This window comes from Enterobacter sp. PGRG2 (genome assembly GCF_030291195.1).
Taxonomy (GTDB): Bacteria; Pseudomonadota; Gammaproteobacteria; order Enterobacterales; family Enterobacteriaceae; genus Enterobacter_D.
This window is the reverse complement of record NZ_CP127837.1, coordinates 3,201,629-3,222,463: the sequence shown is the minus strand read 5'-3', so window position 1 is coordinate 3,222,463 and position 20,835 is coordinate 3,201,629. Positions and strand designations below refer to the sequence as shown.

At 58.9% G+C, this 20,835-nt stretch carries 21 protein-coding genes; 10 read left to right on the top strand and 11 right to left on the bottom strand.

What is annotated here, in order from left to right; all coding sequences use genetic code 11:
- Nucleotides 1-8 precede the first annotated feature (8 nt).
- The 3 genes from glsB to sad form a co-directional block, all read right to left on the bottom strand.
- Nucleotides 9-926, bottom strand: a complete 918-nt coding sequence (gene glsB, locus QRD42_RS14440; protein WP_318372883.1) for a glutaminase B — start codon at nt 924-926, stop codon at nt 9-11.
- Nucleotides 927-986: 60 nt separating this feature from the next.
- On the bottom strand, nt 987-2,576 hold the full coding sequence (locus QRD42_RS14435; protein WP_072568436.1) for a methyl-accepting chemotaxis protein: 1,590 nt from the start codon (nt 2,574-2,576) through the stop codon (nt 987-989).
- A gap of 154 nt (nt 2,577-2,730) precedes the next feature.
- On the bottom strand, nt 2,731-4,122 hold the full coding sequence (gene sad, locus QRD42_RS14430; RefSeq protein WP_321987448.1) for a succinate-semialdehyde dehydrogenase: 1,392 nt from the start codon (nt 4,120-4,122) through the stop codon (nt 2,731-2,733).
- 104 nt (nt 4,123-4,226) lie between these two features.
- Between sad and ptrR the strand changes: the two genes are divergently transcribed.
- The gene (gene ptrR / locus QRD42_RS14425; protein WP_321987447.1) at nt 4,227-5,096 is read left to right on the top strand and encodes a putrescine utilization regulator PtrR; all 870 of its coding nucleotides are present in this window, start codon (nt 4,227-4,229) and stop codon (nt 5,094-5,096) included.
- 87 nt (nt 5,097-5,183) lie between these two features.
- Nucleotides 5,184-6,128 (top strand): L-lactate dehydrogenase, encoded by a 945-nt coding sequence (locus QRD42_RS14420; protein WP_321987446.1) that lies wholly within the window; start codon nt 5,184-5,186, stop codon nt 6,126-6,128.
- Nucleotides 6,129-6,130: 2 nt separating this feature from the next.
- Here QRD42_RS14420 and QRD42_RS14415 read toward each other — a convergent pair whose 3' ends face one another.
- A complete protein-coding gene (locus tag QRD42_RS14415; protein ID WP_321987445.1) occupies nt 6,131-6,928 on the bottom strand; it encodes a PhzF family phenazine biosynthesis protein in 798 nt (265 codons plus the stop codon).
- Nucleotides 6,929-7,108: 180 nt separating this feature from the next.
- On the opposite strand from QRD42_RS14415, the gene QRD42_RS14410 reads away from it, so the two are divergent.
- The gene (locus QRD42_RS14410) at nt 7,109-8,305 is read left to right on the top strand and encodes a sugar transporter (RefSeq protein ID WP_321987444.1); all 1,197 of its coding nucleotides are present in this window, start codon (nt 7,109-7,111) and stop codon (nt 8,303-8,305) included.
- A 38-nt stretch (nt 8,306-8,343) separates the two neighbouring features.
- Here QRD42_RS14410 and QRD42_RS14405 read toward each other — a convergent pair whose 3' ends face one another.
- Nucleotides 8,344-9,009 (bottom strand): MarC family NAAT transporter, encoded by a 666-nt coding sequence (locus tag QRD42_RS14405; RefSeq protein WP_321987443.1) that lies wholly within the window; start codon nt 9,007-9,009, stop codon nt 8,344-8,346.
- A 187-nt stretch (nt 9,010-9,196) separates the two neighbouring features.
- Here QRD42_RS14405 and marR point away from each other — a divergent pair, with 187 nt between their 5' ends.
- Genes marR through marB form a run of 3 tightly spaced genes read left to right on the top strand, consistent with a single transcriptional unit; the run spans nt 9,197 to nt 10,277 of the window.
- Nucleotides 9,197-9,631, top strand: a complete 435-nt coding sequence (gene marR, locus QRD42_RS14400; protein WP_072568429.1) for a multiple antibiotic resistance transcriptional regulator MarR — start codon at nt 9,197-9,199, stop codon at nt 9,629-9,631.
- Between the two features lie 17 nt (nt 9,632-9,648).
- The gene (marA, locus tag QRD42_RS14395; protein WP_140419632.1) at nt 9,649-10,029 is read left to right on the top strand and encodes an MDR efflux pump AcrAB transcriptional activator MarA; all 381 of its coding nucleotides are present in this window, start codon (nt 9,649-9,651) and stop codon (nt 10,027-10,029) included.
- Nucleotides 10,030-10,061: 32 nt separating this feature from the next.
- Nucleotides 10,062-10,277 (top strand): multiple antibiotic resistance protein MarB, encoded by a 216-nt coding sequence (marB, locus tag QRD42_RS14390; RefSeq protein ID WP_072568427.1) that lies wholly within the window; start codon nt 10,062-10,064, stop codon nt 10,275-10,277.
- A 33-nt stretch (nt 10,278-10,310) separates the two neighbouring features.
- Here marB and eamA read toward each other — a convergent pair whose 3' ends face one another.
- Nucleotides 10,311-11,207, bottom strand: coding sequence for an O-acetylserine/cysteine exporter (gene eamA, locus QRD42_RS14385; protein ID WP_321988768.1), 897 nt, complete (start codon nt 11,205-11,207; stop codon nt 10,311-10,313).
- A 194-nt stretch (nt 11,208-11,401) separates the two neighbouring features.
- Here eamA and ydeE point away from each other — a divergent pair, with 194 nt between their 5' ends.
- Nucleotides 11,402-12,598 (top strand): efflux MFS transporter YdeE, encoded by a 1,197-nt coding sequence (gene ydeE / locus QRD42_RS14380; protein ID WP_321987442.1) that lies wholly within the window; start codon nt 11,402-11,404, stop codon nt 12,596-12,598.
- 130 nt (nt 12,599-12,728) lie between these two features.
- Here the strand turns inward: ydeE and QRD42_RS14375 are convergent, their stop codons facing one another.
- Together QRD42_RS14375 and QRD42_RS14370 are read right to left on the bottom strand one after the other, a co-directional pair.
- Nucleotides 12,729-13,829, bottom strand: a complete 1,101-nt coding sequence (locus tag QRD42_RS14375) for a cobalamin-independent methionine synthase II family protein (RefSeq protein WP_072568425.1) — start codon at nt 13,827-13,829, stop codon at nt 12,729-12,731.
- Nucleotides 13,830-13,981: 152 nt separating this feature from the next.
- A complete protein-coding gene (locus tag QRD42_RS14370; protein ID WP_321987441.1) occupies nt 13,982-14,341 on the bottom strand; it encodes a winged helix-turn-helix transcriptional regulator in 360 nt (119 codons plus the stop codon).
- Nucleotides 14,342-14,421: 80 nt separating this feature from the next.
- Here QRD42_RS14370 and QRD42_RS14365 point away from each other — a divergent pair, with 80 nt between their 5' ends.
- Nucleotides 14,422-15,171 (top strand): SDR family NAD(P)-dependent oxidoreductase, encoded by a 750-nt coding sequence (locus tag QRD42_RS14365; protein WP_321987440.1) that lies wholly within the window; start codon nt 14,422-14,424, stop codon nt 15,169-15,171.
- Nucleotides 15,172-15,188: 17 nt separating this feature from the next.
- Here QRD42_RS14365 and QRD42_RS14360 read toward each other — a convergent pair whose 3' ends face one another.
- Nucleotides 15,189-15,590, bottom strand: a complete 402-nt coding sequence (locus tag QRD42_RS14360) for a rhodanese-like domain-containing protein (RefSeq protein WP_318372791.1) — start codon at nt 15,588-15,590, stop codon at nt 15,189-15,191.
- An 88-nt stretch (nt 15,591-15,678) separates the two neighbouring features.
- Between QRD42_RS14360 and ftrA the strand changes: the two genes are divergently transcribed.
- Nucleotides 15,679-16,665, top strand: coding sequence for a transcriptional regulator FtrA (gene ftrA, locus QRD42_RS14355; protein WP_318363007.1), 987 nt, complete (start codon nt 15,679-15,681; stop codon nt 16,663-16,665).
- A gap of 494 nt (nt 16,666-17,159) precedes the next feature.
- Here ftrA and dcp read toward each other — a convergent pair whose 3' ends face one another.
- The gene (gene dcp, locus QRD42_RS14350; RefSeq protein ID WP_321987439.1) at nt 17,160-19,205 is read right to left on the bottom strand and encodes a peptidyl-dipeptidase Dcp; all 2,046 of its coding nucleotides are present in this window, start codon (nt 19,203-19,205) and stop codon (nt 17,160-17,162) included.
- 159 nt (nt 19,206-19,364) lie between these two features.
- Here dcp and ydfG point away from each other — a divergent pair, with 159 nt between their 5' ends.
- Entirely contained in the window at nt 19,365-20,111 is a 747-nt protein-coding gene (gene ydfG, locus QRD42_RS14345; protein WP_318372847.1) for a bifunctional NADP-dependent 3-hydroxy acid dehydrogenase/3-hydroxypropionate dehydrogenase YdfG, read from the top strand.
- Between the two features lie 40 nt (nt 20,112-20,151).
- On the opposite strand, the gene QRD42_RS14340 is transcribed toward ydfG, so the two are convergent.
- Nucleotides 20,152-20,766, bottom strand: coding sequence for a TetR/AcrR family transcriptional regulator (locus tag QRD42_RS14340; protein WP_321987438.1), 615 nt, complete (start codon nt 20,764-20,766; stop codon nt 20,152-20,154).
- Between the last annotated feature and the right edge of the window lie 69 nt (nt 20,767-20,835).

Genomic DNA, 20,835 nt, shown 5'->3' with positions numbered 1-20,835 from the left:
CCTGCCGATCAGTAGACGGAACGCCCCATATGTCTGGTCAATACTTCCAGCGCCGCAATGCCCGCCAGCGAATTCCCCGCCTCGTCCAGTTCCGGGCTCCAGACGGCGATCACCATTTCGTGAGGCACCACGGCGATAATCCCCCCGCCGACGCCGGACTTGGCGGGCAGCCCTACGCGCCAGGCGAATTCCCCGGCGCTCTGATACATGCCGCTGGTCGCCATCAGGGCATTCACCTGACGCGCCTGTAAGGGCGATACCACCGGCTCCGCAAGATGCGGCGCGCGCCCTTCGCAGGCGAGAAACAGAAAGGTCTTCGCCAGTTCGGCACAGTTCATCCGCAGGGCGCAGTAGTGGAAATAGTTTTGCAACACCGTGGTCACGTCATTATGAAAATTGCCAAAGGATTTCATCAGCCAGGCAATGGCGGCGTTACGGGCGGAATGTTCGAACTCCGAGCGGGCAACGGTCGCGTCATAGGCAATATCCGGCACATCGCTGAGCTTACGGACGATTTCCAGCATCCGCTGACGGGGCGCGCTGAGACGACTTTGCAGCATATCGCACACCACCAGCGCACCGGCGTTAATAAAGGGATTGCGCGGGATCCCCTGTTCGATTTCCAGCTGTAAGAGGGAGTTAAAAGGGTGACCGGAAGGATCTTTCCCCACTCGCGACCACAGCTCATCTTCCTGATAGTGGTTCATCGCCACCACCAGACTCAGCACTTTGGAAATCGACTGAATGGAGAAGCGTTCATGGGCGTCGCCTGCCGCAAAGTGCTGTCCGTTCACCGTACTGATGGCGATACCCAGCTTATTGCCCTCCACCGAGGCCAGCGCCGGAATATAATCCGCGACTTTACCGCGCCCGATAAGCGGCCTGATCTGCGTCAGGATGGTTTCCAGTACGTCGTTATCAATCATCGCCACAGTATGCTCCTTACACCCCGGCCATAAGAGGCCGGGAGTATAGCAGAGCGTCCGTCAGGCGGGCAGACGAAAACGCGCCACCGCCTGCATCAGTTGATGAGAATCATCATGGAGTTGCTGCGAGGCCAGCGCCGCGCTGCTCACCAGTTCGCCGGTATGCCGCGCCACCTGATTCAGACCATGCAGCTGACGGGTCATCTGGTGGATATTCTCCCCCTGATTCAGGGTGGCGGCGGAAATATCACTGAGCAGCGTACTCAGATGCCCCACCAGCCCCGTTACCTGTTGCAGATTATCTTCCAGCCGCGTCACCGCCTGGGATCCGTCTTCTATCCCCTGTAATGAATGCTGGATCAGTTGCTGAATGGTCTGCGTGGAGTGACTGCTCTTGCGTGCCAGCAGACCGACCTCTTTCGCCACCACCGCAAAGCCGCGCCCGTGATTTCCGGCATGGGCCGCTTCAATGGCGGCATTAAGCGCCAGAATATTAGTCTGGAAGGCCACGCTGTCGATAATTGACACAATGCCGCGCATCTCTGCGGAGCGTTCGACAATGGCGCGCATGGAGGCATTCACCATATCCATCATACGATCGCCCCCCGCCGCCACCTGTTGCGCTTCATCGGCCCGCTGGCTGGCAAGCTGCGCGTAGCCGGTATTGCCTTCAACGTGAGATTCCAGCGCCGCGATATGGGCCGTCACCTCATCCAGCTCTTTCGCCTGGCGCGCCGATTGCTGATACAGCTTCTGGTTGCCGTCCGCCAGACGGTTAATATGATCCACCATGGAGGCGGTGGCGTCGTTCACCTGCACCACCAGCTGCAACAGACCGTGCTGCATGGTGCTGATACTGGCGGCGAGCTGACCTACCTCACGGTTAAAATACGCCACCTGCGGCAAGGGCGTGGAGAGATCTCCCGCAGCCAGCAGATTGATATGTTTGATCAGCCCACGCAGCGGTGTGATCACCCAGCGGGACATGCCGAACCACACCGCCACGGCAATAGCCAGCAGCAGCGCCGGAGCCAGCAGATAGAGATCCTGTAAGCCGGTGAGACTGCCCATCAGCGCCTGACGCCCCTGCTCCGCCCGTTGCTGGCTGGCCTGCTGGTAGCGGGCAAAGTTATCGTTGAAATCCGCCTGAAAGGCCTGGGCGGGCACGGCAAAAAACGCATCGATGGACTGCGTGCGCGTCAGCCCGTCCGCCTGCTCTTTGATGGCGCCAAAGAACTGCTGATAGCTGTTAATAAGCCCGTCATCATTTACCGGGTTCAGCGCCAGCCAGTCGTCCCAGGCCTTATGGGAGGTGACCAGCGCCTGCTGCGCTTCCTCCATCAGGCTGTGCCAGCTGCCGTCAGAGCCGGTGGCCTGATCCTGCATAAACCAGACGCCGGCGCGGTTTAACAGATCGCTGGCGGCCAGCAGCGCGATGCGCGACTCATCCAGTTTGACCTGCTGTTGTTGCGCCAGCTGATTGCGCTGTTCGTTGTGCTGCGCTTCATTAAGGGAGCGGGAGAGCAGCAGTGAGGAGGAGATCTGGAGGGCGGAAAACAGGCCGATCACGCAAAAGATACCGGCCAGCAAACCAAACTGCCGTGGAGTAAATCGCCGCGTCAGACGGCGAAAAGTTTGCAATAAGTTCATGATATTCTTCTGTAACCTCACAATGGGCGCGAGTCTACAAAAGATAAATGACAGTACCATGACACTGCCCGGCGGCGCTGCGCTTGCGCGGGCCTACATGCACGGACCTGGGGGCGAGATGTAGGCCCGGTAAGCGTAGCGCCACCGGGCAAGCTCACCAGACGCGATCCTTCCACACCGTCTGCACATTACAAAACTCATGCAGACCAAAATGGGACAGCTCGCGGCCAAAGCCGCTTTTCTTCACCCCACCGAAGGCCACGCGGGCATCGCTGGCGCTGTAGCCGTTGATAAACACCCCGCCGCACTCCAGACGCACCGCAAAACGGGCGGCACGGTCTTCATCACCGGTAAAGAGCGTCGCCGATAACCCGAAATCGCTGTCGTTAGCCAGCGCCAGCGCGTGCTCCGCATCCTTCGCCACGGTGATCGCCGCGACCGGCCCGAACAGCTCCTGACGAAACGCGGTCATCGACGGCGTCACGTTACCCAGTACGGTGGCCGGATAGTAATTCCCCGCCCCCGCCGGTTTCTCACCGCCGAGCAGTAAACTCGCCCCTTCACGCAGGCTGGCCTGCACCTGCTGATGCAGCTCATCGCGCAGATCGAAACGCGCCATCGGGCCGAGATAGTTCTCTTCCACATCCGGCGCGCCCATTTTCAGCGCCGCTGCCGCGGCAACGAATTTCTCCGTAAAGGCAGCGGCTATCCCTTCCTCGACGATAAAGCGCTTCGCTGCGGCGCACACCTGCCCGGTATTCTGATAGCGTCCGGCGACGGCGGCTTTTACCGCCAGATCCAGATCGGCATCGTTAAGCACAATAAAGGGATCGGAACCGCCCAGCTCCAGCACGCATTTCTTCAGCGCCGCACCGGCCTGCGCGCCAATGGCCGCCCCTGCCCGCACGCTGCCGGTGACCGTCACCGCCGCAATACGCGGATCCTTAATGGCCTGGCTGACGCCCTCATTGGTGGCGTTCACCTGGGCAAATACCCCTTCCGGCACGCCCGCCTCGCGGAAAATGTTCGCCAGCAGCTCCGCGCAGCCCAGCACGTTAGGCGCATGTTTCAGCAGATAGCTGTTACCGGCCAGCAGGATCGGCACCGCGCCGCGCAGCACCTGCCACACCGGGAAGTTCCACGGCATCACCGCCAGCACCGGGCCAAGGGGACGATACTCAATCACCGCCTGATTATTTTCCACCTGCGTCGGCTCCGTGCTGAGCATCGCCGGGCCGTGTTCCGCATACCAGTCGCAGAGATCCGCCGATTTTTTTACTTCGCCGCGCGCCTGCACAATGGGCTTGCCCATCTCCTGGCGGATGCGCTGTGCCATAGTTTCGCCGTGCAGACGCAGCGTAGCGCCCACCCTGCGCAGCATCCCGGCGCGTTGCTCAAGATCCAGCTCGCGCCACTGGCGATAACCGCGATCCGCCAGCTCGACGGCGTTATTCACTTCTTCCGCGGTGGCCCACGGGCGTGTGCCCAGGGTTTCTCCGGTTGCCGGGTTGACGGACAGCGCATGAGTGACAGATGAAGGGGTCATAATTTTCTCTCTTTATGAATGTAAGACTTGCCCTATCCTGCCTGCCTCTGCTATTTCTGAAAACTGAATAATATTAACCACACTATTCACAAATCGAGAATGGCATGGATTTAACCCAGCTTGAGATGTTTAACGCCGTCGCCCGTACCGGCAGCATCACCCAGGCGGCGCAGCAGGTGCATCGCGTCCCGTCAAACCTGACCACCCGCATTCGCCAGCTCGAAGCGGATCTGGGGGTCGATCTCTTTATCCGCGAAAACCAGCGGCTGCGTCTGTCCCCCGCCGGGCACAGTTTTCTGCACTACAGCCAGCAGATCCTTGCGCTGGTGGATGAGGCGCGCAGCGTGGTCGCCGGTGACGAACCGCAGGGCCTGTTCTCCCTCGGCGCGCTGGAGAGTACCGCCGCCGTGCGTATTCCTGTCACCCTGGCGGAATACAATCAGCGCTATCCGCGGATCCAGTTTGACCTGGCGACCGGGCCGTCCGGCACCATGATCGACGGGGTGATCGACGGGCGGCTCAGCGCGGCCTTTGTGGATGGCCCGGTGATGCATCCGGGGCTGGAAGGCATTCCGGTGTATCGCGAAGAGATGATGCTGGTGGCCCCCGGCGGACATCCGCCTGTCACCCGCGCCGCTGAAGTGAACGGCATGAGCATCTACGCCTTTCGCGCCAACTGTTCCTACCGGCGGCATTTTGAAAGCTGGTTTCAGGCGGATCACGCCACGCCGGGTAAAATCCATGAGATGGAGTCCTACCACGGTATGCTTGCCTGCGTGATAGCCGGCGCGGGCCTTGCGCTGATGCCGCGCTCTATGCTGGAAAGTATGCCGGGGCATCATCAGGTCAGCGCCTGGCCGCTGGCGGAGAACTGGCGCTGGCTGACCACCTGGCTGGTGTGGCGGCGTGGGGCGAAAACCCGGCCACTGGAGGCCTTTATTGATTTGCTGGCGGAGCGCGGGACGGCGTCATAGGATTTTCCTATACGCCGGTTAGCGCATTGCGCTCACCCGATCAGGAGCGATACTTTTAGTTATCTTTTTCCTGAAAACGGAATATCCATGAATACCAAAGCCCGTAAGGTCATGATTATCGGTACCGGCAACGTGGGCGCCTCTGCGGCCTACGCCCTGCTTAATCAGAATATTTGTGAAGCGTTGATTCTGGTGGACGTTAACCATGAGCGCGTGGCCGGTCATGCGCAGGATCTGGCCGACGCCGCCGCTTATATGCCGGGCATGATGACCCTTTCCACCCGTGAAGTAACGGACTGCGCAGATGTGGATATCGCGGTGATCACCGTTTCCGGCGGCGCGCTCAAACCCGGCCAGACCCGTCTTGATGAGCTGACCGGTACGGCGCGTATTGTGCAGACCATTGTGCCGCAGATGATGGCCAACGGCTTTAACGGCATTTTTCTCATCGCAACCAATCCCTGCGACATCATTACCTGGCAGGTGTGGAAGCTCTCCGGGCTGCCGCGCAATCAGGTGATCGGCACTGGCGTCTGGCTGGATACCACCCGGCTGCGCCGCACGCTGGCGGAGGCGCTGGACATTGGCGCGCAAAGTATCGATGCCTTTATCCTTGGCGAGCACGGCGACACCCAGTTCCCGGTGTGGTCGCACTCCTCGGTTTACGGCTCCCCTATTGCCGAAGTGTACCAGCGGAAAACCGGGCAGCCGTTGGATGGCGACCAGCTGGCGGCAAAGGTGCGTCGTCTGGGATTTGATATTTACGCCCGCAAAGGCTGCACCGAATACGGCATTGCCGGCACCATCGCCGAGATCTGCCGTAATATCTTTACCGGCAGCCACCGGGCGCTGGCCATCTCCTGCGTGCTGGACGGCGAGTACGGCCTGAGCAATATCGCCATAGGCGTACCCGCCGTGCTGGCGCAAAGCGGAGTACAGCAGATCATTGAATTACAGCTGGCGGACGAAGAGCTGGCGCTGTTCCGTCACTCCGCCAGCGTCATCGCCGCCAATATTGACCGGCTGCCGTAAGGTTAAGGCTGTTTCAACTGAATGCGTCCGGTGAGGTAAGTGGTGGCCTGACCCGCGATGCTCACCCGCTCGCCGCGCCATTCACAGCGCAGATCGCCGCCGCGGGCGGAAACCTGGCGGGCCGCAAGGTGCGTTCTGCCCAGCTTCTCGCCCCAGTACGGAATCAGCATACTGTGGGCGGAACCGGTGACCGGATCTTCCGCCACCGCTTCGCCGGGGCAGAAAAAGCGGCTGACGAAATCATGATTGTCTCCCCGCGCGGTAACGCAGACCATTTTGCCGAGCGGTATCATGGCGGCGATGTCCGGCTGCAGGGCTTCCACCTGCTGCTGATTTTGCAGCACCACCAGATAATCCCGTGCGGCGCGCACTTCCACCGCATGGTCGGTGCCCAGCGCGCTGAACAGCAATGGCGGGAGGTCCTCCACCGGCTGCGTCTGCCAGGCCGGAAAATCCAGCGTCAGCCAGTCGCCGTTGCGGGAGACGCTGAGCGGACCGACGAAGCGGGTGGTGAAGGCAATTTCCGTATCAGGATGCCCCAGATGATTAAAGATCACGTGCGCGGCGGCGAGGGTCGCGTGGCCGCAAAGGTCAATCTCATACTGGGTGGTAAACCAGCGCAGTTCATAGCCGTCATCATGGCGCACAAAGAAGGCCGTCTCGGACTGGTTATGCTGTTTCGCCATCTTCAGCAGCGTCTCATCCGGCAGCCATTCCGTTAATACGCATACCGCCGCCGCGTTGCCGCCAAAGGCGCGATCGCTGAACGCATCAACCATATAAAAATCAATTTCCTGCATTGTCTGCTCCTGTTGCGGATCCCGATGGCTACCATGACATAAGGCACCGCAGCGCGCAGCCGTTTTTATCGGTCAGCGCAGGCAGGAAAATGAGATCTAAATCACAAAACGGCTGTATTTTCGCCACTAATCGTTTTAAGATCGCCGTCTTCCCTTATTGCATTCACGCCTGAGAAATTTATGACAACCAACACGGTATCACGCCGGGTCGCGTGGCTACGGGTGGTTACGCTTGCCATTGCGGCCTTTATTTTTAACACCACGGAGTTTGTCCCCGTGGGGCTGCTCTCTGATATCGCGCAGAGCTTTGGTATGGAAACCGCGCAGGTCGGCATTATGTTGACCATCTACGCCTGGGTGGTGGCGCTGCTGTCGCTGCCCTTTATGCTGCTCACCAGCCAGGTGGAACGGCGTAAGCTGCTGATTGGCCTGTTTGTGCTGTTTATCGCCAGCCATGTGCTGTCGTTCCTCGCATGGAACTTTACCGTGCTGGTGGTAAGCCGTATCGGCATTGCCTTTGCTCATGCGATTTTCTGGTCAATCACCGCGTCGCTGGCGATCCGCCTCGCCCCGGCGGGCAAACGCGCCCAGGCGCTGAGTCTGCTGGCCACCGGCACCGCGCTGGCGATGGTGCTCGGCCTGCCGATTGGCCGCCTCGTCGGGCAGTATTTCGGCTGGCGCACCACCTTCTTTATTATCGGCCTCGGGGCGCTGATCACCCTGCTGTGCCTTGTAAAACTGCTGCCGCGCCTGCCGAGTGAGCATTCCGGATCGCTGAAAAGCCTGCCGGTACTGTTCCGCCGTCCGGCGCTGATGGCGATTTATCTGCTCACCGTGGTGGTGGTGACGGCGCACTACACGGCCTACAGCTATATCGAGCCCTTCGTGATGACGGTGGCCGGATCGAGCGCCAGCTTCGCCACCCTGCTGTTGCTGGTGCTGGGCGGGGCGGGCATCATCGGCAGTATGCTGTTCAGCAAACTGGGTAACGCCCATGCCTCCGGGCTGGTGAGCGGCGCTATCGCCCTGCTGGCGCTGTGCCTGGCGCTGCTGCTCCCCGCGGCAGCCAGTGAAATACATCTGGCGGTGCTGAGCCTGTTCTGGGGCGTGGCGATCATGATCATTGGCCTTGGTATGCAGGTGAAAGTGCTGTCGCTGGCGCCGGATGCCACCGACGTGGCGATGGCGCTGTTCTCGGGGATTTTCAATATCGGCATTGGCGCGGGCGCGCTGGTGGGCAATCAGGTGAGCCTGCACGGATCGATGAGCGCTATCGGCTATGTGGGCGCGATCCCCGCGCTGGCGGCGCTGATCTGGGCGGTTCTGATATTCCGCCGCTGGCCGACGGCGCTGGAAGAGCACGCGCCGACCGTCTGAATTGCCAGCCCCTCACCGCCAGGTCAGGGGCTGTTTTTTTAATGATAAGTGGTGATGATTTCCAGCACGCCATTAATGATGAACTGCACCCCCATACAGACCAGCAAAAAGCCCATCAGACGTGAAATCGCTTCGATACCGCCTTTGCCCACCAGCCGCATGATCGCCCCGGAACTGCGCAGGCTGCCCCACAAAATCAGCCCCACCAGCGCAAAAATCAGCGGCGGCGCGACGGTGATCACCCATTCCGGAAACTCGCTGGAGTGGCGCACAGTTGAGGCGGAACTGATGATCATCGCAATGGTCCCCGGCCCGGCGGTACTGGGCATCGCCAGCGGGACAAAGGCGATATTGGTGTCCGGCGCGTCCTCCAGCTCTTCGGATTTGGTTTTCGCCTCCGGCGTTTCATGGGCTTTATGCTGCGGGAACAGCATACGGAAGCCGATAAAGGCGACGATCAGCCCGCCCGCAATTCGCAGACCGGGTATCGAAATACCAAAGGTGTTCATCACCAGCTGACCGGCGTAGTACGCCACCATCATGATGATAAAGACATACAGCGAGGCCATGCGCGCCTGTTCGTTGCGCTGGGCGTTGTTCATGTTCCCGGCAAGGCCGAGAAAGAGCGCAACCGTGGTTAAGGGATTCGCCAGCGGCAGTAAAACCACCAGTCCGAGGCCAATCGCCCGAATAAGATCCAGCATGAAAATTTCACTCCTGTGATGAGGTAAAGACCCGTCAAGTATATCTGTAAAGGGGGGCGAGGAGCAGAAAAGTGACAGGACGTGAAACGTTTTAGCAATTCGTGGCATTCGGCGATTCATTCAGTTGACTTATACTTGCCCCGGCAATAATATCCGCCGTGATTACTTACTTGCCGGGGCAACCATCGTGAATAACACAAGTGACTTGTTTAACGAAATCATCCCACTTGGCCGTCTTATTCATATGGTTAACCAGAAAAAAGATCGCCTGCTTAACGATTATCTGTCGCCGCTGGATATTACCGCGACGCAGTTTAAAGTGCTTTGTTCAATTCGCTGCGCCGGCTGCATTACGCCGGTGGAACTGAAAAAAGTGCTTTCTGTCGATCTGGGCGCCCTGACCCGCATGCTGGATCGTCTGGTATGCAAAGACTGGATCGAACGTACGCCAAACCCGCACGATAAGCGCGGCGTACTGATCCGGTTGACCACCGATGGCGCGGCGCTGTGCGAGCGCGGCCATCAGTTATTAGGACAAGACCTGCATCAGGAACTAACAAAAAACTTAACGGCAGACGAAGTGGCAACTCTTGAGTATTTACTCAAAAAAGTACTGCCATAAAACAACGAGGTATGACGATGTCCAGACGCAATAATGACGCGATCACTATTCATAGCATTTTGGACTGGATTGAAGATAACCTGGAATCCCCGCTGTCGCTGGAGAAGGTTTCCGAGCGTTCAGGTTACTCGAAGTGGCACCTGCAACGGATGTTCAAAAAAGAAACTGGCCATTCATTAGGTCAATACATCCGCAGCCGCAAACTGACTGAAATTGCGCAAAAGCTCAAGCAGAGCAACGAGCCGATCCTCTACCTGGCCGAGCGTTATGGCTTTGAGTCACAGCAGACGCTGACGCGCACTTTCAAGAACTACTTTGACGTGCCGCCGCACAAATACCGTACCACCGGTATGCACGGCGAAACCCGGTATCTGCTACCTATTAATCACTGTAATTGAGAAACGCCTGTTTTAGACGTATCGAGGAAATCATGAAAATTATCGTCTCCGCCGCCCTCACCGCTCTGATGCTGGTAAGCGCCCAGAGCTATGCGGAGCAGTCCCGTCATCCTGCCGCGCCCAGTGACCGCGACGCGATGATCATGCCGTCGGCCCACGACCAGTCGCCTTTCGACTTTAATCATATGGGAACCGGCAGCGACAAATCCGACGAATTAGGCGTGCCTTATTACAACCGGCACGGCTAATTTCGCTTTGCCCCGCTCCGGCGGGGCTTTTTTTTATCTGACCGGCAGCGCTTTACGGAAACGCACGCCAAAGATATTGATATACAGCCCCGCCATAATCAGCCCCGCCCCGACCAGCTGTAACAGCGTCAGGGTTTCACCCAGCAATAACGCCGCGCTGCCCATACCGAACACCGGCACCAGCAAAGACAGCGGCGCAACACGCCAGGTTTCATAGCGCCCGAGCAGCGTACCCCAGATGCCGTAGCCGATAATGGTCGCCACAAAGGCCAGATAGAGCAGCGAGAAGACGGTGACGAGATCGATATTAACCAGGCTTTGTACCATCACCGCCGGACCGTCGAAAATCAGTGACGCCACCATAAAGGGCACGATGGGGATCAGCGCACTCCACACCACCAGCGACATCACCGACGGGCGCACCGGCAGCTGCATGATCATCTTGTTGAAAATATTGCCGCAGGCCCAGCTCAGCGCCGCCGCCAGCGTCAGCAGAAAGCCAAGCAGCGCCACATGCTGACCGTTGAGGCTCGCCTGCGCCAGCACCAGCACGCCGAACACCGCCAGCGTAATGCCGATCACCTGCTTCGCCTGTAAGCGCTCGCCGAACACGCAGGCGCCGAGAATAATGGTAAAGAACGCCTGCGCCTGCAGCACCAGCGACGCCAGCCCGGCGGGCATTCCGAAGTTAATGGCGCAGAACAGAAAGGCAAACTGCCCGAAGCTGATGGTCAGCCCGTAGCCGAGCAGCAGACGCATCGGGATTTTTGGCCGTGACACCACCAGCAGCGCCGGAAAGGCCACCAGCACGAATCGTAATCCCGCCAGCATCAGCGGGGGCATATTGTGCAGTCCAAGTTTGATGACGACGAAATTCAGTCCCCACACCACCACGACCAGCAACGCCAGCAGACTATCTTTACGCGTCATCATTGCCCCGATGTTTTTAAATTTATGTAAAAAAGTAACGTTAACGTAAAAGAATGTACAGAGACAGATCCCAAATTATGGCAGGTCAGTTTTCGCATTCCAGAACAAACCGGTAGCTATACAAGCCCGGATCTGCATGTTATTGCTGTAAGTCATAGCAAATAACGATAATTAATGTGATGTCAGGCAAGCATATGATCCCAACACAAACCCGTTCCACCCTCGCACTACTCGCCTCCTCGTTACTGCTGACCATTGGTCGCGGTGCCACGCTGCCCTTTATGACGATCTATCTCAGCCGTCAGTACGGCATGACGGTGGATGCGGTAGGTTATGCCCTGAGTATTGCCCTCACCATCGGCGTCTTTTTCAGCCTCGGCTTTGGTATTCTGGCGGATAAATTCGACAAAAAGCGCTATATGGTGATCGCCATCGCCTGTTTCATTATCGGCTTCTCGGCGATCCCGCTCAGTAATAACGTCATCGTGGTGGTGGCGCTGTTTGCGCTGATCAACTGCGCCTATTCGGTGTTCTCCACCGTGCTGAAGGCCTATTTCTCGGACACCCTGACGCCGTCGGCGAAAGCGAAGATATTCTCCCTCAACTATACGGTGCTGAATATCGGCTGGACCGTCGGGCCGCCCCTCGGCACGCTGCTGGTGATGCAGAGCGTCAACCTGCCGTTCTGGCTGGCGGCAGCCTGCGCCGCTTTCCCTCTGGTGTTTATTCAGCTGTTTGTGCAGCGTATTCCCATCAATATGCGCGGCGAAGAGAGCGTTGCCTGGTCGCCGTCGGTGCTGCTGCGGGATAAGGCGCTGCTGTGGTTCACCCTTTCCGGTTTTCTGGCTTCTTTTGTCGCCGGTTCCTTCGCCACCTGTATTTCCCAGTACGTGATGAGCGTGGCGGATAACAATTTCGCCGAGAAAGTGGTGGCGGTGGTACTGTCAGTGAATGCCGCTATGGTGGTCAGCCTGCAATATGCGCTGGGCCGAAGTATTAACGCCCGCAATATCCAGCCGCTGATGGCCGCCGGGACGCTGTTTTTTGTGGTGGGGCTGGCGGGCTTTATCCTCGCGGGCAGCAATTTGTGGTTCTGGGGCGTAGCCTCGGCGATCTTTACCGTCGGCGAGATTATCTATGCGCCGGGGGAATACCTGTTGATCGATAACATCGCGCCTGCGGGTATGAAATCCAGCTACTTCTCAGCGCAGGCGTTAGGCTGGCTGGGCGCGGCGTTAAATCCGCTGGCCACCGGGGTGATCCTGACGAATCTGCCGGGCTGGTCGCTGTTTGTGATCCTGATGGTGGTGATTGTGCTGGCCTGGCTGATGATGCTGCTGGGGATGCGGGTGAGTCCTTGGCAGGACGTGAAGGAAAAGGTGGCGGTGTAAAGCGTGGTGCCGGGTGGGGTTAAATGCCGGGTGGCGGCTTCGCCTTACCCGGCCTACGGTGATAATGATTATCCCCCTGTAGGCCCGGCAAGCAAMGCGCCGCCGGGCAACTAATACGTTACACTGTCACTTACCACACTTCATCGGCAATGGCGGTGACCAGGCGGACTTTGTCCCACTGCTGCGCTTCCGTCAGGGAATTGCCCTCTTCGGTTGACGCAAAGCCGCACTGCGGGCTTAAGCAGATCTGATTGATATCCACATACTGCGCCGCTTCCTGCAGGCGCGCCTTAATGCCTTCCGGGTTTTCCAGCTCGCCGTTCTTGGTGGTGATAAGCCCCAGCACCACCTGCTGTTTGCCCGGACGCACATGGCGCAGCGGGGCAAAATCGCCGGAGCGGTCGTTATCGTATTCGAGGAAGAACGCATCGACATTCACCGTGCCGAACAGCACTTCCGCCACCGGCTCGTAGCCGCCTTCGGAGATCCATGTCGAGCGGAAATTGCCGCGGCAGACATGCAGGCCGATGGTCAGATCGTCCGGCTTACCCTCCAGCGCCTTATTCAGCACGCGGGCATAAATCTGCGCCAGTTCGTCGGGGTCATCACCGCGCTCGCGGATCTGCTGACGCTGTTCGTCGGAGCACAGGTACGCCCAGACGGTGTCATCCAGCTGCAGATAACGACAGCCCGCGTCATAAAATGCGCGGATGGCATCGCGCCAGGTGGTCGCCAGATCGTCAAAATAGCGGTCCAGCGTCGGGTATACCGTCGCATCTATGGCTTTACGCCCGCCGCGAAAGTGCAGCACGCTCGGGCTGGGGATGGTCATTTTCGGCTGCGCATTGCCGCTGATGCTTTGCAGATAGCGGAAGTCTTCCAGCATGGGGTGATCGCCGAAGCTCAGCTTGCCGGTCACGCGCACGCTGTGGGCTTTGGTCTGCACGCCATTGAACTGAATGCCCTGCTCAGAATCGTAACGCTCCACGCCGTTCAGACCATCAAAGAAGTCGAAATGCCACCAGGCGCGACGGAACTCGCCGTCGGTCACCACATGCAGGCCACAGGCGCACTGCTGTTCCACCACCTGGCGGATAGCGTCGTCTTCCACGGCGCGCAGCTGCACGGCGTCGATTTCACCGCGCGCAAACTGGATTCGCGCCTGTTTAATGGCGTCCGGGCGTAAAAAACTGCCGACGACATCGGCGCGGTACGGGGCGTGTTGTTGCATGCTTATCTCCTTGCCGCCAGTGAAAAGTAATACCCTGGCGTGATAGTTCATTATTTGAATTTTTAGCCTTCTGGACGGCTAAACATCCAAAAAAGATGTCATATCCTGTTCGGGATAGCAAATGAGAAAAGCTCACGCATGATGAAAAAAATTCATCTTTCTTCCGTTAACGCCGCCGTCGCCATCCTGTCGGCCATGTTTTCCCGGTTACGGGTGCCCCACTCACACAGCGGCTGCAACGCCTGCGCCAGCGAACGGCCAAAATCGGTGATGCTGTACTCCACCCGCGGCGGTACCTCGCGGAAATCGTGACGCGTGATGATGCCGTCTTCCGTCATCGCTTTAAGCTGCTGGATCAGCACTTTCTCGCTGATGCCCTCCACCAGCCGTTTAAATTCCCCGAAACGACGCGGGCTGTACTGCACATAAAACAGCAGCAGCGGCTTCCATTTACCGCCAATGTAATGCAGCGCCACATCAAGGCCGCAGACCGGCTCCATAATTTTCTCCATACATACCTTTTGGTAGGTACTAGTATACAGGAAAGTCTGTGCTTACACTGCTTTCTCACACACAGTTGCGGAGAAACATCATGGGTAAGCTTGCAGATAAAGTCGTTGTTATTACGGGTGCGAACAGCGGGATCGGTCTGGCCTCGGCGAAAAGCTTTGCACAGGAAGGCGCGCGTTTATTCCTGACCGGGCGTCGGGTCAGCGAACTGGAGAGGGCGGTTGCGGAGATTGGGCATGGCGCGGTGGGTATTCCGTGTGATATCTCAAAGATGGCCGATCTCGACAACCTGTTTGACCAGGTTCGCCAACGGGCGGGACAAATTGACGTGCTGTTTGCTAACGCAGGCGGCGGGGATTTTGCGCCGCTGGCGGAAATCACTGAGGAACACTACGAACGTATTTTTGACACCAACGTCAAAGGTACGCTGTTCACCGTGCAGAAAGCGCTGCCGCTGCTGAAAGACGGCGGGTCGATTATCCTCACCGGCTCCACCAGCGCCACCACCGGCATCCCGGCATTCAGCGTGTACAGCGCCAGCAAAGCCGCGCTGCGCACCTTTGCCCGCGGCTGGATCCTCGATCTGGCGCCGCGCAAAATCCGCGTCAATGTGCTGGTGCCCGGCTCCACCTCCACGCCAGGCTGGCATAACCTGTCGCCGGATGAAGCCGCGAATCAGCAGATGATTAATGAGGTTGAGGCCACCACGCCGCTGGGCCGTCTGGCGGAACCGTCCGAAGTGGCCGCCGCCGCCCTGTTCCTCGCCTCGGACGACAGCAGCTTCGTCAACGGCAGCGAGCTTTTCGTGGACGGCGGCGCGGCGCAGATTTAATCCTTCAGCGCGGGGATTCAGTCATCCCCCTGCGCAAAGGCATAGCCCTCATCCTCCCAGCCGGTAATGCCGCCGATCATGATTTTTACCGGCAGGCCAAGGGTGGCGAGTATCAACGCGGCGCGATCCGCGCCGTTGCAGTGTGGCCCGGCACAGTACACCACAAACAGAGTGCCGTCGGGCCACGCCTGCATCCGTTCGGCGGTCATCTGCGCGTGAGGTAAATGGATCGCGCCGGGCAGATGGCGGCGGGCGAACGTTGCCGCGCTTCCCACCACGTGCAGCAGCACAAAATCCTGATCGCCAGTAGTGATGGCATGATGGACATCGGCGCAGTCGGTTTCCACGCTCAGGCGATGCAGAAAATGCAGGCGGGTTTCTTCCGGCGTGGCGGCAGGGAATTCGGTTACATAGCTCATCGTGTTTTCTCCGGGTTTGTGATAACACTACTGTATCCATTAATTCGCCGCGCCACCGCCTGCCGGTCTGCCAGAAAACGCCAGGATCATGACAAAATTACCTCCCGCATCGCCCCGTCCGTTCGTCGTCGCCCTCGCCTACGATGGTTTATGCACCTTTGAATTCGGCGTGGCGGTGGAAATTTTTGGTCTGCCGCGCCCGGAGCTGGGGGATAACTGGTACCGCTTTGCGGTGGCGGCGGTGGATGAGGGGGAACTGCGCGCCACCGGCGGCATTCGCATCATGGCCGACGGCGGACTTGATCTGCTGGCGCAGGCGGACACCGTCGTCATTCCCGGCTGGCGCGGCGCGGACACGCCGGTGCCGGAAGCGCTGTGCGATGCCCTGCGCGCGGCCAGTACGCGCGGCTGCCGCATTATGACCATCTGTTCCGGGGTGTTTGTGCTTGCCGCCACCGGCTTGCTGAACGGGCGCAGGGCCACCACCCACTGGCGCTACACCCCGCTGTTACGCAGCCGTTATCCCGCCATTCAGGTGCTGGATGACGCGCTCTATTATGATGAAGGCTCGCTGCTGACCTCGGCGGGCAGCGCGGCGGGGATCGATTTATGTCTGCACGTGGTGCGCGAGGATTTTGGCGCGGAGATCGCCAACAACGTCGCCCGCAGGCTGGTGGTGCAGCCGCACCGCGACGGGGCGCAAACCCAGCAGGTGGTGCGTCCGGTGGCGCGGGCGCGGGAGAGTAAATCCCTGGGGATGATCTTTGATTTTCTGCATCAGTCGCTGGCGGAAAATCACAGCGTGGCAGCCCTTGCCCGTCAGGCAGGCATGAGTCCGCGCACCTTTTTACGGCGCTTCGCCGATGCCACCGGCACCACACCCGCGCGCTGGATCCTCAACGAACGGCTGCTGCGCGCCCGGGAGTCTCTGGCGAACTCCAGGTTACGCATTGACGAGATCGCGCAGCAGACCGGTTTTGGCAGCGCGGCCTCCCTGCGCCACCATTTCCGCGCACAGTTCGCTATTTCCCCCGGCGATTACCGCAAAGCTATCCTGACCCGCAGCGCCGGGTGATTTGCAGGCAAAAAAAATCCGCCAGTTACACTGGCGGAAATGCTTGCATGGATAGGATCGTTATTTTATTTATGCGCACCCCCGCCATTTAGCTGTCGGGTCACGGATCGATAAGACCTTAACAGTACCTGATTCAACAAAGCGTAAACGAGGAAGATCTGTTTAAAAATTCACGCTTGTTTTTTATACAAAAATGAAGATATATCCTTCAGGATGAGGAATTTATGTTAGCGTTTGTCTTCCACCTGACTGGCGTGAGGGATTATTTACAATCTCAAATTTCTTTGCCCAATATGTCATGGAAATAGTTTTATTTTCACGACCTTCGACCCGGAAAAACTCCATCCACACGGCGCAATTTGTTCAACTTGTGGTACACGTTTAACCGCAAGCTCCTGCATACCACGAAAGCGCAAAGCGCGTAAGATGGCGAGCTGATGAAATACTGACAATGCCCTTGTTATTCAACAAGGGCTTCTTATCACCGTCAGCCGCTACTGACTCAGTCCGCGATTTTTGAGCATCGGTTCCGGCAGCGGATCGTGTCCGCGCCATTCACGATAGAGCGCCGCTAAATCACTGCTGTTCCCCCGCGACAGGATCGCCGCCCGGAAACGTCGCCCGTTTTCCGGGCGTAATCCGCCCTGCTCCACAAACCACTGATAGCCGTCATCGGCCAGCATCTGCGTCCACAGGTAAGCGTAATAGCCTGCCGCATAGCCGCCGCCAAAAATATGCGCGAAATAGCTGCTGCGATAACGCGGCGGCACCGCCTCCAGATCGAGGTTTTCCTGTTTAATGGCCTGAGTTTCAAAGGTGTCGACGTCGCTGATGTCGGCATCCGCGCTGATGCGGTGCCAGTTCATATCCAGCAGCGCGGCGCTTAACAGCTCCGTCATGTCGTAGCCTTTATTAAACAGCGTGGCGCTGAACATTTTTTCACGCAGCGCCTCCGGCATCGGCTCGCCGGTCTGATAATGACGCGCGAAACGGGCGAACACCTCCGGGTGGCTGGCCCAGTGCTCGTTGATCTGCGACGGGAATTCGACAAAATCCCGCGGCGTGTTGGTGCCGGAGAGCGTGGCGTAGCGCTGGCTGGCAAACAGGCCGTGCAGCGTATGGCCGAACTCATGGAACAGGGTGATCACATCGTCCCAGGAGATCAGCGCGGGCTGCCCGGCAGCAGGCTTCTGGTAGTTACAGACGTTGTAGATCACCGGGCGGGTGCCGTTTAAGGTCGACTGCTCCACAAAGTTGCCCATCCACGCGCCGCCGCTTTTCGAATCGCGGGCAAAGAAATCGCCGTAAAACAGCGCCAGTCCGGTGCCGTCCTCATCGAAAATCTCCCAGACCCGTACGTCCGGATGATAGACCGGAATATCCGCGCGCTCGGTAAAGGTGAGACCAAACAGCTGGCTTGCCGTCCAGAACACGCCGTCCACCAGCACGTTATTCAGCGCAAAGTAGGGTTTGATCTGGCTTTCATCGATGGCGTATTTCGCCTGGCGCACCTGTTCGCCATAGAAGGCCCAGTCCCAGGCGCGGGCGGTAAAGCCGCCCTGCTGCCCGTCGATCGCCTGCTGAATATCCGCCAGTTCCTTTTCGGCACGGGCGCGTGCGGCAGGTGCAATGTCACGCATAAAGCGCAGCGCGGCAGCCGGGGTTTGTGCCATCTGATCGGCGAGCTTCCAGGAAGCGTAATCCTCAAAGCCCAGCAGCTGTGCCTGGCGGGCGCGGATCTGCGTTAAACGCAGCACGATCTGCCGGGTGTCGTTTTCATCGCCGCGCTGGGTGCGCAGCCAGCCTGCGGTAAAGAGTTTTTCACGGGTCTGGCGGTTACGCAGCGCCGCAAGAGCGGGTTGCTGGGTGGTGTTCAGCAGCGGGATCAGCCAGCGGTCGTGCAGGCCTCTCTCCTCCGCCGCCGTCCGCGCCCGGGCGATTTCATCCTCTGTCAGACCGTCGAGTTCTCCGGCGCTCTCCACCACCAGCGCCGCGGCTTTTCCGGCGGCCAGCAGATGCTGATTAAAGCGGCTGGTGAGCTGCGCGGCTTCGGTGTTGAGCGCTTTCAGCGTCTGCTTATCGGCAGCAGGCAGTTTTGCGCCCGCGAGAATAAAGCGCTGGTACGTGACTTCCAGCAGGCGGCGGGACTCGTCGTCCAGCCCGGCGGTCTCCCGCGCGTTATACACCGCCTCCACCCGCGCAAAGAGCGCGTCATCAAGGTAAATGTCATTCGCCAGCCCGGCGAGTTCTGCCGAGAAGGCTTCATCCAGCAGTTGCAGTTCGTCGTTGGTATGCGCCGAGGTCATGGCGAAAAAGATGCTGGTGACGCGCGACAGCAACTCCCCGCTCTGCTCCAGCGCCAGGACGGTATTGGCAAAGTCCGGCGCGTCGCTCTGACCGGCAATGGCGGCTATTTCCGCGCGTTTCTGGCGCATCCCCTCGTCAAAGGCGGGCCGGTAGTGGCTGTCATGCAGCACATCGAAACGCGGGGCCTGGTACGGCAGCGTGCTCTGTTCAAACAGTGGATTGGTGACGGACATGTTTACTCCCCTGAACCGTTGATCGGTTTCTACAGTACCAAATCCCTCCGTCACGGGACCAGATTATTTGCCACACTAATAACTTGCCCGGTATGCGTTGCCACCGGGCCGCTGCGCAATTATGCTAAGGCAACACAAAAAGCGTTAAGGAACAGAGAGATGATTATTTTAGTAACCGGGGCAACGGCAGGTTTTGGTGAAGGTATTACGCGTCGCTTTGTGAAGAACGGCCATAAAGTGATCGCCACCGGCCGCCGCCAGGAGCGCTTACAGGCGCTGAAAGACGAGCTGGGCGACAACGTGCTGACGCTGCAACTGGACGTGCGCAACCGCGCCGCCATCGAGCAGGCGATGGAGAATTTACCGGCTGAATGGCGCGACATTGACGTGCTGGTGAACAACGCCGGTCTGGCGCTGGGCATGGAGCCGGCGCACAAGGCGAGCGTCGAGGACTGGGAAACCATGATCGACACCAACAACAAAGGTCTGGTGTACATGACCCGCGCCGTACTGCCGGGCATGGTGGCGCGCAATCGCGGTCATGTGATCAACATCGGTTCAACGGCGGGCAGCTGGCCGTACGCGGGCGGCAACGTCTATGGCGCGACCAAAGCCTTTGTACAGCAGTTCAGCCTGAACCTGCGTACCGATCTGCACGGCACCGGCGTGCGCGTCACCAATATCGAGCCGGGGCTGGTGGGCGGCACCGAATTCTCTAACGTGCGTTTCAAAGGCGACGACGACAAAGCCGGAAAAACCTACGAGAACACCACCGCCCTGACGCCGGAAGATGTTACCGAAGCGGTCTGGTGGGTGGCGACGCTGCCGAAGCACGTCAACATCAACACACTGGAAATGATGCCGGTAAGCCAGACCTTTGCAGGCCTGAGCGTGCACCGCGGCTGATATGAAGACCCCGGCGCCAGCCGGGGCTATTTTCTCTGTGCTAAGGAGCCAGACTGCGCAGGATGAGGGACGACAGCAGTACCGCCGCCGTCGGGGCATCCTCAAGGTTGTACTGTAACTGCACGGGACTGATATACGGCTTCATCACCAGATAGATCGCCTGCGCGGTTTCGTCCAGCGGCGTTTTGCGCTCAAACTCCCCTGACTTACGCCCTTCCAGCAGCACCTCCTGGATCAACTGCTTCAGCTGTTCTTCATAGGCCCTGGTCGAAGCCCACTGATCGCGCGTGGCGACGGCGGCGATGTCGTAAAGTTTGCGGTCATGAAAAAACAGATCGCTGCCCGCCTCCGTTAACGCCCGGAACAGACGGCGAAACTTTTCCGACGCCGTGGGCGCGTCGGCAATGGCGGCAGTGACGATCTCCATGATCATCGCCAGCCGGTTGCGGCAGATCACTTCCCCGATGGCCTGTTTGGAATCGAAGAATTTATAGATGTAGGCTTTGGAAAAGCCGATGGCGCGGGCAAGATCGGACACCGTGGTTTTCTCATAACCATAGTGGCTGAAATGTTCGGTGGCGGCATCCACCACCTGATCGCGGACGCTGTGGTCCGCCGTGCCGCGCGTGGCGTGGTCGTTTTCTTTTTTCGTCATCCGGTAAGCTTAACTCAGCGGGGCCGGGTTAACAACGAGTGACCAGATGGTAATAGCGTCACAGGCGGC

What these genes read in the sequence shown, in the direction of transcription:
- glsB (WP_318372883.1), bottom strand. Translation starts at nt 926, where the DNA reads ATGATTGATAACGACGTACTGGAAACCATCCTGACGCAGATCAGGCCG.
- QRD42_RS14435 (WP_072568436.1), bottom strand. Translation starts at nt 2,576, where the DNA reads ATGAACTTATTGCAAACTTTTCGCCGTCTGACGCGGCGATTTACTCCA.
- sad (WP_321987448.1), bottom strand. Translation starts at nt 4,122, where the DNA reads ATGACCCCTTCATCTGTCACTCATGCGCTGTCCGTCAACCCGGCAACC.
- ptrR (WP_321987447.1), top strand. Translation starts at nt 4,227, where the DNA reads ATGGATTTAACCCAGCTTGAGATGTTTAACGCCGTCGCCCGTACCGGC.
- QRD42_RS14420 (WP_321987446.1), top strand. Translation starts at nt 5,184, where the DNA reads ATGAATACCAAAGCCCGTAAGGTCATGATTATCGGTACCGGCAACGTG.
- QRD42_RS14415 (WP_321987445.1), bottom strand. Translation starts at nt 6,928, where the DNA reads ATGCAGGAAATTGATTTTTATATGGTTGATGCGTTCAGCGATCGCGCC.
- QRD42_RS14410 (WP_321987444.1), top strand. Translation starts at nt 7,109, where the DNA reads ATGACAACCAACACGGTATCACGCCGGGTCGCGTGGCTACGGGTGGTT.
- QRD42_RS14405 (WP_321987443.1), bottom strand. Translation starts at nt 9,009, where the DNA reads ATGCTGGATCTTATTCGGGCGATTGGCCTCGGACTGGTGGTTTTACTG.
- marA (WP_140419632.1), top strand. Translation starts at nt 9,649, where the DNA reads ATGTCCAGACGCAATAATGACGCGATCACTATTCATAGCATTTTGGAC.
- marB (WP_072568427.1), top strand. Translation starts at nt 10,062, where the DNA reads ATGAAAATTATCGTCTCCGCCGCCCTCACCGCTCTGATGCTGGTAAGC.
- eamA (WP_321988768.1), bottom strand. Translation starts at nt 11,207, where the DNA reads ATGACGCGTAAAGATAGTCTGCTGGCGTTGCTGGTCGTGGTGGTGTGG.
- ydeE (WP_321987442.1), top strand. Translation starts at nt 11,402, where the DNA reads ATGATCCCAACACAAACCCGTTCCACCCTCGCACTACTCGCCTCCTCG.
- QRD42_RS14375 (WP_072568425.1), bottom strand. Translation starts at nt 13,829, where the DNA reads ATGCAACAACACGCCCCGTACCGCGCCGATGTCGTCGGCAGTTTTTTA.
- QRD42_RS14370 (WP_321987441.1), bottom strand. Translation starts at nt 14,341, where the DNA reads ATGGAGAAAATTATGGAGCCGGTCTGCGGCCTTGATGTGGCGCTGCAT.
- QRD42_RS14365 (WP_321987440.1), top strand. Translation starts at nt 14,422, where the DNA reads ATGGGTAAGCTTGCAGATAAAGTCGTTGTTATTACGGGTGCGAACAGC.
- QRD42_RS14360 (WP_318372791.1), bottom strand. Translation starts at nt 15,590, where the DNA reads ATGAGCTATGTAACCGAATTCCCTGCCGCCACGCCGGAAGAAACCCGC.
- ftrA (WP_318363007.1), top strand. Translation starts at nt 15,679, where the DNA reads ATGACAAAATTACCTCCCGCATCGCCCCGTCCGTTCGTCGTCGCCCTC.
- dcp (WP_321987439.1), bottom strand. Translation starts at nt 19,205, where the DNA reads ATGTCCGTCACCAATCCACTGTTTGAACAGAGCACGCTGCCGTACCAG.
- ydfG (WP_318372847.1), top strand. Translation starts at nt 19,365, where the DNA reads ATGATTATTTTAGTAACCGGGGCAACGGCAGGTTTTGGTGAAGGTATT.
- QRD42_RS14340 (WP_321987438.1), bottom strand. Translation starts at nt 20,766, where the DNA reads ATGACGAAAAAAGAAAACGACCACGCCACGCGCGGCACGGCGGACCAC.